Genomic DNA, 11,136 nt, shown 5'->3' with positions numbered 1-11,136 from the left:
ATATTAGAATGAAAAAGGGGACTTTTAGTCCCCAGTATAATAAACCTCTGTACTTTCAGTGCAGAGTGATTTAGTTACGTGTAAATCTTTCTATATTGAAAAGAAAAATCTAATATAAAATCTACTTACTTTAATTTAAAACATTATGTATACCAAAAAGAATTATTCTATAAGAAGAATGTTAAGTTGGACTAGGCGTTACATTTATATTTTCGCTTTGTTAGCAACTATTCCTGTTATTTTATATGAAGTATTAAATTGGAAATGGTTGCATTTGCCATGGTTACCAATTGGTTTAATTGGTACCGCTTTAGCATTTATTATTGGTTTTAAAAACAACGCTTCTTATGGTCGTCTTTGGGAAGCTAGAAAAATTTATGGAGGTATTGTAAATGCTTCTCGACTTTTTGCTACTATGGTTAATGATTTTATCACTAATGAGTATACTACAAAAGATAAAACAGATGAAGAGTTTTTTAAAATTAAAAAAGAATTGATTTTACGTCATGTCGCTTGGATGACTGCTCTAAGGCACGCTTTAAGAGTAAAAAAAGCTTGGGAAACGACTTCAAGTAATAGATCAGATAAGGAAGTTATGAAAAAGATGCATATTCAAGAATATGTATATTCTTTAGATGATGAATTAAAAGGATACTTATCTGAAGAAGAAAAACAAATTGTTTTGAGTATGACGAACAAACAAACCTCTGTATTAAACCTTCAATCAAAACATATAAAAGAATTAAAATTCCAAGGTTTAATTGATGATTTTCGTCATATGGAATTTAAAAATATGATTGGTGAGTTGTTTACTTTACAAGGTAAAGCTGAACGAATTAAGAACTTTCCTTATCCAAGACAATTTGCTACATTAAACTTATTTTTTGCATGGATTTTTGTAACATTATTACCATTTGGTTTAATGACTGAGTTTGAAAAAATAGGGCAGACGCTACTAAAAACAGAAAGTACTGGATTATTATTTAGTTTTATGGCAGATAATTTCATTTGGTTAACTATTCCATTCAGTATTATTATTTCTTGGATATTTTTCACGATGGAGCGTATTGGTGATGTTTCTGAAAATCCTTTCGAAGGAATTGCTAATGATGTTCCTATAACTACTATTTCTAGAGGAATTGAAATTGATATTAGAGAAATGATTGGAGATAATAAAAATGAAATTCCTAAGCCTCATCCTGAATATGTAAATACTCAGATGTAACATTTTTGATATTTTTTCTTTTGGGTGACAATTCAACTTTAAAAGACGACATTTCAAAATATTGAAGTTCTGTTTCTTATATTAAGATGGCATATTTGAGCATAATTAAAAAAACAATTCAATATGACACCATCTCAAGTTTTCTCTATTGCTGGTATGCTAGCTATGCCGATGTGGATTTTAATGATTTTTTTACCGAAATGGAAGGTAACTCGATTTTTAATCGATTTTAAAATCATTCCTTTATTGTTATCAATAATCTATGCGATTTATATTATCATTTCCTTACAACAAGGAGGAATGATGGATTTCGGAAGTTTAGCTTCTGTAATGCAATTATTTACTGTAGAGAATGCAGTATTAGCAGGTTGGGTTCATTATTTAGCTTTCGATCTTGTTGTTGGAATGTGGATGTTAGATCAAAATAAAGAACTTAAAATTCATCCTGTAGTAATGGCTCCATGTTTGTTTGGAACATTTATGTTCGGACCAGTTGGTTTTCTTTTATTCATGATTATCAAATCAATAAAAAAAGTATAGTCATGAAAAAGTATATCACACATGTATTCAGCACAGTAAAAAAAGAAAGTCCTATACTTTATAGTATTGTTTTAGCACATTTAATCTTCGCTATTGTTGCCATTATTGGAGTTTTTGTTGATGACAGAGTTTTAATGGGAGTAAATGTTTGGATAAAACCTTTAAAATTCTTGATTTCTGGAGCAATTTACATTCTAACTCTTGGATATTTCATGACCTTATATCCATTTTCTAAAACAAAGAAAAATATACTTAATAATATTGTTTCATGGACTTTACTAATTGAAACAGGTATTATTGTAGCTCAGGGAATAAGAGGAGTTAAATCACATTACAATGAATCCTCTTTGTTAGATGGTTTACTATTTGCTGCAATGGGAATTTTAGTTGCTATCAACGTTTTAATTATGATACTTTTTATTTTTGAAACGATTAGATTGAAACTTAAAGTAGAAAAATCAGTTCAATGGGCAATTTTAATGGGATGGATTATTATTGTTGCTGGAAGTTGGGTTGGTGGACAAATGATCAGTCAATTAGCACATAATGTTGGCGTAACTGATGGAGGAGAAGGTTTACCTTTAGTAAATTGGAGTACAATTGCTGGAGATTTAAGAGTAGCACATTTTTTTGGTTTGCATGGCTTACAAATAATTCCTTTATTCGCATTCATGCTTTCTAAAAAATGGAATACAACAGATCGTAATAAAATTATTGTAGTTACTGTTTTCGGATTGTTATATGCTTTGTGGATTGCTTTTACATTTTATCAAGCAAAACAAGGATTACCATTTATACGATTATAAATTATGAAATTGTTCGATAAAGAAAAACGTATACAGTATTTAGGTTTTAATGACTTTTGGTTTAGTGTAATCGGTATTATTGTAATTAGTTTTGTAACTAGTTTTCTTTTCAATGATATGTCGATGGATAATCCATTCATCATCTTATTTATACGATGGAGTTCATCATTGTTTTTTACAATTATAGATTGGTTTGTCATTAGAGCTATTTTAATCTTTTTGCGAAGAAAGTTCCCAGATTTTAAAGATGATTTTAAACGTATTACAATACTTTTTATAGCTATTGTAACAGTAATTTTTGCTGCAGATTTCTTTGGTAATTATTTTCTGACTTATTTCTTTAGCCTTTTTGATATTACTTCAAGACACACCATGAGTTTTAAAGTACTGTTAGCAATAACTATTATAGTTGTTATGGATATGGCTATTTATGAAGCTATATATTATTACGTACGTTTAAAAAAATCGATACGTGAAGAAGAACAAACAAAACAAGTAATGATTCAAGCACAGTTAGATACTTTAACGAATCAAGCTAAACCACATTTTTTGTTCAATAGTTTGAATACGTTACGAGATATAATTGATGTAGAAGACAAAGAAGATGCAAAAGTGTTTGTTGATAAACTTTCTGATGTGTATCGTTTTATTTTAGAGTCAGGGAATTCTAATTTATTGCAACTTCATGAAGAACTCAAGTTTGTAAAGTCTTACATTCATATTCAGAAAGAACGATTTGGAGACAATTTAGTTATAGATTGGGACATTTCAGAGGATAAATTGTCTACTATGATTATTCCTATGAGTTTGCAACTTTTAATTGAAAATGCAATAAAACACAATGTAGTTTCAAAAGCTAAACCTTTAATAGTCTCTGTAAAAACTGAAGGAAATCAATTAATTGTGAGTAATAAAATTCAAAAAAAATCTACGCAATTACCTTCTACCAAAATCGGATTAAAGAATATCACAAGACGATACAGTTTAGTATCTGATAAAGCCATAGAGATTAATAACGATGGTGAGTTTTTCACAGTAATTCTTCCTTTATTAAAAATACAAAATCAAAAATAAGGCTATGAAAATATTAATTATTGAAGACGAACCACGCGCTGCAAGACAATTGGAGAATTTATTACACAAAACTTCTTTCAATTACGAATTGTTAGATGTTATTGATACTGTTGAAGATACTGTAATTTGGTTTAAAGAAAACTCAGACCCTGATTTAGTTTTTATGGATATTCAATTGGCCGATGGCTTGAGTTTTGAAATTTTTCAGAAAATAGAAATTGAAGCTCCTATAATTTTTACAACAGCTTTCGATCAGTACGCTATTCAGGCATTTAAAGTAAATAGCGTAGATTATCTTTTAAAACCAGTACAGCAAGAAGATTTAGAAACGGCATTAAATAAGTTCCAAAAGTCTAATACAAACTCTAATAATTTATCTTCTGATGTTTTGAAAGAATTATTAGGAAGCCTGCAAACTCCACAGGAAAGAGCCGGAATTTTAGTCAAAGAAGGAAATAGTTTCGTACAAATTAGAATATCAGAACTTTTGTATGTGTATTCACAAGATAGTATAACGTTTGGGGTAACTAATACTAAGCGATATATTATAGATGAGACTATCGATCAACTATTTAACTCTTTAGATCAAACTAAATTTTATAAGATAAATAGAGGACAAATAGTCTCAAAATTTTCAATTCAAAAGATAGATCCTTATTTCAATCACCGTGTAAAATTAGCTTTGTCTAATCCTAGAGATCAAGAATTTATTGTGAGTAGACAAAAAACAAGTGATTTTAAATCTTGGATGAATTCTTAATTCTTTTAGTTCAAAATGGTTTGAACTCCATTTTCTAAGTTATATAACGTTTTGATTTCTTTATCGGTTAAATTTCTATTGAAAATAGATAGTTCATCAAAAAGACCTATATAACTTAATCCTAAGTAAATACTCGATTTAGATAAATCCCAAGTAAAAGGAGTATCAATTTGTTCACGTGTTCCTTTAAGTTCACCATTCATGTATAGAGATGCTTTTCCTTCTTTTGTATTTAAACCAGAAAAGTTGATTAAAATATGAGTCCATTTATCAGTTCCGAAAGGTGGATTTTTTACTCCAGTTAATCTTTTATTAAAAATAGGGTTTTCGTTATCTGGACCTTCAGGGTTTGGATTCCAAACATCTCGATCACCAATAACTCCTAATCTAAAATCACGCGGATTTTCCTTGGTAAAATCTACCCAAATAGCAGCATCATTATAACTAACATCAGTAATTTGAATCGGATCACAATAACCTGGTTTTAAATCAGTAGCAGGATCTAAACTTAACCAAAAAGAAACAGCTCCGTTCCAATTTTCAGTATTATAATTAATGTTCTTTTCACTAGGATAATAAATATTACCAGAACTACGTTCTGTAAATACTAAACCTGCTCCATATTTCCCTTTACCGTCTTGTCTTGTTATATCAGGTTTATGCAATCCAACTTTCGCAGAATCTACAGCTTTTCTGTTGGGTACAGTATACATTTTCTTGTCTCCAAGTGCAAAATCTGCCTCAATGCCATTATCAAAAGAACTATAAAAAGTTAGAGCTGCTTTTAAGTCTGTTTTAGTTGTATCTTTTTTTACAACTTCTTTTTCTTTTTGTTCTTGTTTACAAGAAAATAAAATTAGTGTTACACTAGTTGCAGCTATTAGCTGTTTTAAGTTTAATGTAGATAGATTCATGATATATTGGTTTGATAAATGAAAACATTTCTTCAATGTAAAGTTATGAATCTATTTTAGAATCTTATGTAACTGTGACATTTCAAGTATAAAAAACTACAATTCAATAGAAACTAATATCATACAGTTCAAAATTAGAGAATATTTGTGATGTAATTATCTCTTTAAAAATTATTACCATGAAAAAAATATTCTATATAATTTCAATATTTATTGTAGTACAACTATCGGCTCAAAAAACTTTAACTACTGAAGATTGGAGAAATGATCTTAATTTTTTGCAACATAAAATTCATAAAGATTATACCTCTTTATTTGTTAAAACCACGAAGACAGACTTTGATACAAAGATTAAAAAATTACACCAAGATATTCCGAATCTACAAGAGCATGAAATTATTGTCAGGATGACTGAGATTATCGCTTCTTTTGAATACGGACATACAGGAATATATTTTGGATTAAATCCCATGAAATTTCATTCTTTTCCTTTCAACCTGTATGAATATAATGACGGAATTTTTATTGAAGGAGTTTCTAAAGTGTATGAAAAAGCATTGGGTTCTAAAGTTTTAAAAATCAACAATATTGATATATCAGAGGCTTTAGAGAAGGTCAAATCTGTTGTAAATTCAGAGAATAGTCAATATTTTAAAGCTTACGGAATTAACTATTTAACAATAGCAGAAGTTTTACATGCAAAAAGGATTACAAGTACACTTCAAAAAACTATAGAACTTACTTTAGAAAAAGATGGTAAAGTATTTCAAATGGAGTTTAATGTACTTCCAAAAGGACAATCTGTATCTAAAAAATATAGTTATATACAACAAAATGAAAATTGGTTAACCGCTAGAAACCAAAATTCAACACCTTTATATTTAAAACACTTAGATAAAGTTTATTTTCAGGAATACTTACCAAAACATAAAGCTATATACGTAAGGCACAGTAAAATTAGTGACGACAAATCTGTAAATACAGAAAACTTTTACAGAGGAGTTTTTGATTTTATAGAACATAATGAAGTAGAAAAATTGATTATCGATTTACGATTAAATGGGGGTGGAAACAACTATTTAAACAAACCAATTATTAAAGAAATTATAAGATCTAACGCAATTAATAAAGTTGGAAATTTATATGTAATTATTGGTAGAAGAACATTTTCTGCATGTCAGAATTTAGTGAACGAATTAGATAATTATACAAACGTAATTTTTGTAGGTGAACCAACTGCTGAAAATGTGAATTTTTGGGGAGATGCACGTCCAGAAGTACTTCCGAATAGTAAAATACCTGTGTATTTATCATTTGCTTGGTGGCAAGATAAGCCAGCTTGGGAAAACGCAGAATGGATTGCTCCTCAAATTCCAATTACAATGAGTTTTAAAGAATATATTACGAATCAAGATCCTGTATTACAAGCAGCATTAACTTTTAACGCTGAAAATTTTATTCATAAACCAATGGATTATATCAGAAGTTTATACGATACAAATCAATTAGAAAAATTAGCCACTGAAATTCCTAAAATGATACAAGATCCGAAATATTCATTTTTTGATTTTAAATCAGAATTAATAAAATCAGGAAATCAAGTTTCTAATTACAACCCTCAAGCAGCAATTCAAATTTTTTCTTTTGTAACACATTTATTTCCAAACTCAATCATAGCGTTAAAAGGTTTAGGAGAAAACTACATAAAAATAGGTTCTAATAAAGAAGGGAAACAAATTTTAGAAAAAGTAATTGCTATGGATAAAAATGGAGAAATAGCTAAGCAAGCAAAAAAACTATTAAACAATAAATAATGAAATTCTTAAACTTATGTCTCCTAATTATTTTGTTTTATGTGACTTTTTAAAGTTTTAATTGTCAAAACAAATGTGTTTTGATTACTATTGGGGGATATGTAATAGGTAAACACTAGTAAAGAAAGTCTCAGAAATGAGGCTTTTTTTATTTTAAAATATTGTGAATCAGTTTTAGAGAAATTTAAAAAACAGTGTTTTTCCTGTTTTGTTTAACTTAAAGTTGTTAAATCTTTAACTAAATTTGCGTGTATCGTGAGATAAGTAGCATAAACTTCATTCTATTATGCTACAAAGGTTTAACCAAATTATACTACTATTGTTTGTTTTGGGGGAAATAGCCAATAGTATAGAATAAGCCTTAAAATAAATGAGAGCCTTCTGTTAAAAGAAGGCTCTTTTTTTAGTTCATAAAAGTTAAACAAAATGAATTTGGGATTCAATTCAATGTAGTATTTTCGTACAAACAGATAGAATTTTATGTCTAAGTTACCTAATATAACAACTAGTATTTTTTCTGTGATGTCACAGTTGTCTAATAAATATCGAGCTATTAATTTGTCTCAAGGATTTCCTAATTTCCCAGTGGATGAAAGATTATTACAAATATCAGAACGATTATTAACAGCTAATATTCATCAATATACTCCAATGGTAGGTTTACCTACTTTATTAGAAAAAATAGCATTATTAACAAAGAAACACTATCGTAGAACTGTAAATATCGAAAAAGAAATGCTTATAACTTCAGGAGCAACTCAAGGTATTTATACAGCCATAAATGCCTTAATAAGTCATGGTGATGAAGTTATTATTTTAGATCCGAGTTATGATAGCTATGAACCTTCAGTTTTAGTTGCTGGAGGAAAACCAGTAAGAGTTTCACTAAATGATGATTATTCTCCAAATTTCAATAGAATAGCATCTGCTATAACTTCAAAAACAAAATTGATAATTATAAATAATCCTCATAATCCTACAGGAAAAATTTGGAACGAAAATGATTTTGAAGATTTAGAAACAATTTTAGATAAATACCCAAATATTAATATATTGAGTGATGAAGTTTATGAATATATTTCATTTAAACACACTCATATTTCTGTGAATACTAGACCAAAGCTAGTTGATAAATCTATCATAGCTTCTTCATTCGGAAAATCATTACATGTAACAGGTTGGAAAGTAGGTTATTTAATAGCGCCAGAGCATTTAATGAGAGAAATAAAGAAAGTGCATCAGTTTTTAGTCTTTAGCGTAAATAGTATCGCTCAACATGTAACTTCTGAATATTTAGATATTGTTGATTTTCAAGAAATAGCTAACATGTATCAAAAAAAGAAAGAGTTATTTCAAAGAGAATTAAAAGATAGTCGTTTCGAAATTCTTCCTTCAGAAGGAACTTATTTTCAATTATTAAATTATAAAGCTATTAGTAGTAAAAAAGATATAGATTTTTCGAAAGAACTAATCATAAAACATAATGTTGCAGCTATACCTATATCTGTTTTTTATAAAGATGCTACTAATAATTATATGTTAAGGTTTTGCTTTGCTAAAACAGATGAAACTTTAATAAAAGCAGCAAACCAACTTAAAGCTATTTAAATTTAGAAATCGTATTTTTATAAGATGGAAAAAACGGTAACAATACAAAATTTAAAATGTGGAGGCTGTTCTAATACGATAATAAAGAAAGTTTCAGTACTTGAAAATATATCTGATGTTAAAGTAGATGTAGACAAATCTACTGTAAGTTTTAAATATTTAAAAGACTCAGATATTAAACAAGTAAAAGAGACGTTATTTAGTTTAGGATATCCTGAAGAAAATGACAAAAATTCAATTTCTAGAAAAGTGAAATCCTACATTAGCTGTGCTAATGGTAAAATGAATTAAAAGTAAAATATTAAACATTTTATGTAGGTTTAATCAGCTTTGCACTATATGATGTTTCGGGGGAAATGTCGTTAAAGCTAGACAAAGCCTTACGGGGCCTTCTTTTTAAGAAGGCTCTAATTATTTATAATCGTTTTATTTAAAGGCAATAAGGGCTTTTTCCTGTTTAATTACTGCCTTATATTACTAAATTTATAGAAACTTTCTTTCCCCCGGATCTACAAATTAGATCAGAAAGTCTCTCGAACGCACAGAGAGACTTTTTTTATTTCAAATTTTTATTAGTTATACATAAAACAATATCTATTAGTTTGTTAATATTTTTATAAGATTTATAAATTCTTCATAATCTTACGTAATTTAGGAGGAATATCAATCACTAAATCTAAACGTAATGAAAAACAATATTTATTGTTTATTATTCATAATACTTACAACTTATAATTTAACAGCTCAAGATCGTATCACAGGAGAAGTTTTTGCTACACGTTCTGAAGTATTAGGACAGAATGGAATGGTAGCTACTAGTCATCCTTTAGCGACTCAAATTGGCTTAGATATTTTAAAGAAAGGAGGTAACGCAATTGATGCAGCTATTGCAGCCAATGCAGCACTTGGATTAATGGAACCAACAGGTTGCGGAATTGGAGGAGATCTTTTCGCTATTGTTTGGGATGGAAAAACCAAGAAAGTTTATGGTTTAAATGCTAGCGGACGTTCACCTAAAGAACTTACACTTGAGTATTTCGAAAAACAAGACATGAAAAAAATCCCATCTCATGGAGCTTTACCAGTAAGTGTTCCTGGAGCTGTAGATGGTTGGTTTGAATTGCATAAAAAATTTGGTTCTAAGCCAATGACAGAGATTTTAGCTCCTGCAATTAATTATGCGGAAAAAGGATTTCCATTAACAGAACTGATTGCTTGGTATCTAAATAGAAGTATTCCTTTTTATCAATCAAAAAACTTTCCGAATTTAAAAGAAACTTACATAGATCAAAATGGTGGGAAATTACCAAATGAAGGAGAAATTTATAAAAATCCGTTTTTAGCAAATACATATAAAAAAATAGCAAAAGGAGGAAGAGATGCTTTTTATAAAGGAGATATAGCAAAAACGATAGGTAAATTCATAAAAGAGCAAGGTGGTTTTCTGTCTGAAAAAGATTTAGCAGCTCATAAATCAGAATGGGTTCAACCTGTTTCAGTGAATTATAGAGGTTACGATGTTTGGGAATTACCTCCAAACGGACAAGGAATTGCGGCTTTACAAATGCTTCAGATTTTAAAAGGTTACGATTTTTCAAATATTGAATTTGGTAGTACAGAGCATTTACATTTATTTACTGAGGCTAAAAAAATAGCTTTTGAAGATCGTGCAAAATATTATGCAGACATGGACTTTTTTAAAGTTCCAGTTGAAGAATTATTATCAGAAGCATATGCAGATAAGAGAAGAAAAGAAATAGGAAAACGAGCTGGTAAATATTCAGCTGGTAAAATTTCTGCAGGAGAAACAATTTATATGACTGTTGCTGATAAAAATGGAACAATGATTTCATTAATTCAGAGTAATTATCGTGGTATGGGTTCAGGAATGGTTCCTCCAAAATTAGGGTTCATGTTACAAGATAGAGGAGAGTTGTTTAGTTTAAAAAGAGGTCAAGCGAATACTTACGAACCAGGTAAACGTCCTTTTCATACAATTATTCCTGCTTTTATTACTAAAGATAACAAACCTTTTGTGAGTTTTGGAGTTATGGGGGGAGATTTTCAACCTATGGGACATACACAAATTGTGATGAATTTAATAGATTTTGGAATGAATCTTCAAGAAGCTGGTGATGCTCCAAGATTTGATCATACTGGTGGTGCTAGTCCAATGGGAGCGATTACAACCAATACAGGAACGGTTAGAACAGAATCAGGAATTCCTTATACTACAATTCGTGGATTAATGGATCGTGGTCACAGTATAGGAACTGCTAGAGGGATTTACGGTGGTTATCAAGCAATTTTATGGGACGATATAAATAAAGTCTATCATGGAGCTTCAGAAAGTCGTAAAGATGGACAAGCGGCTGGATATTAAAATTACAATATA

Annotated in this window: 10 protein-coding genes; 9 read left to right on the top strand and 1 reads right to left on the bottom strand. The window is 29.2% G+C overall.

Annotated elements, in window-relative coordinates; translation table 11 throughout:
* Positions 1 to 145: 145 nt before the first annotated feature.
* From Q1A46_RS04960 to Q1A46_RS04940, 5 genes are all read left to right on the top strand, one after another.
* Positions 146 to 1,225 carry a bestrophin family protein gene (locus Q1A46_RS04960; RefSeq protein WP_299674734.1) on the top strand — a complete coding sequence of 360 codons (1,080 nt, stop codon included), beginning with the start codon at positions 146 to 148 and terminating at the stop codon, positions 1,223 to 1,225.
* A gap of 123 nt (positions 1,226 to 1,348) precedes the next feature.
* Positions 1,349 to 1,765, top strand: a complete 417-nt coding sequence (locus Q1A46_RS04955; protein ID WP_299674731.1) for an ABA4-like family protein — start codon at positions 1,349 to 1,351, stop codon at positions 1,763 to 1,765.
* 2 nt (positions 1,766 to 1,767) lie between these two features.
* Positions 1,768 to 2,571: a hypothetical protein gene (locus Q1A46_RS04950; RefSeq protein WP_299674728.1), complete on the top strand. Its 804-nt coding sequence runs from the start codon at positions 1,768 to 1,770 to the stop codon at positions 2,569 to 2,571.
* A 3-nt stretch (positions 2,572 to 2,574) separates the two neighbouring features.
* Entirely contained in the window at positions 2,575 to 3,645 is a 1,071-nt protein-coding gene (locus tag Q1A46_RS04945) for a sensor histidine kinase (protein WP_299674725.1), read from the top strand.
* Between the two features lie 4 nt (positions 3,646 to 3,649).
* Positions 3,650 to 4,405: a LytTR family DNA-binding domain-containing protein gene (locus Q1A46_RS04940; RefSeq protein ID WP_299674722.1), complete on the top strand. Its 756-nt coding sequence runs from the start codon at positions 3,650 to 3,652 to the stop codon at positions 4,403 to 4,405.
* A gap of 5 nt (positions 4,406 to 4,410) precedes the next feature.
* Here Q1A46_RS04940 and Q1A46_RS04935 read toward each other — a convergent pair whose 3' ends face one another.
* Positions 4,411 to 5,319 carry a LamG-like jellyroll fold domain-containing protein gene (locus Q1A46_RS04935; protein ID WP_299674720.1) on the bottom strand — a complete coding sequence of 303 codons (909 nt, stop codon included), beginning with the start codon at positions 5,317 to 5,319 and terminating at the stop codon, positions 4,411 to 4,413.
* Positions 5,320 to 5,498: 179 nt separating this feature from the next.
* Between Q1A46_RS04935 and Q1A46_RS04930 the strand changes: the two genes are divergently transcribed.
* The 4 genes from Q1A46_RS04930 to ggt all read left to right on the top strand — a co-directional run bounded on the left by Q1A46_RS04930 (position 5,499) and on the right by ggt (position 11,124).
* Complete coding sequence (locus Q1A46_RS04930) at positions 5,499 to 7,133, top strand: hypothetical protein (protein WP_299674717.1); 1,635 nt, start codon at positions 5,499 to 5,501, stop codon at positions 7,131 to 7,133.
* Between the two features lie 480 nt (positions 7,134 to 7,613).
* Positions 7,614 to 8,741, top strand: a complete 1,128-nt coding sequence (locus Q1A46_RS04925; RefSeq protein WP_299674714.1) for a methionine aminotransferase — start codon at positions 7,614 to 7,616, stop codon at positions 8,739 to 8,741.
* A 24-nt stretch (positions 8,742 to 8,765) separates the two neighbouring features.
* The gene (locus tag Q1A46_RS04920) at positions 8,766 to 9,032 is read left to right on the top strand and encodes a heavy-metal-associated domain-containing protein (protein WP_299674711.1); all 267 of its coding nucleotides are present in this window, start codon (positions 8,766 to 8,768) and stop codon (positions 9,030 to 9,032) included.
* A 394-nt stretch (positions 9,033 to 9,426) separates the two neighbouring features.
* Positions 9,427 to 11,124 (top strand): gamma-glutamyltransferase, encoded by a 1,698-nt coding sequence (gene ggt, locus Q1A46_RS04915; protein ID WP_299674708.1) that lies wholly within the window; start codon positions 9,427 to 9,429, stop codon positions 11,122 to 11,124.
* Positions 11,125 to 11,136: the final 12 nt, after the last annotated feature.

Source organism: uncultured Tenacibaculum sp., assembly GCF_947502995.1.
Taxonomy (GTDB): Bacteria; Bacteroidota; Bacteroidia; order Flavobacteriales; family Flavobacteriaceae; genus Polaribacter.
Note: the sequence above shows the minus strand (reverse complement) of the source record. Positions and strands in the feature narration are given on the sequence as shown.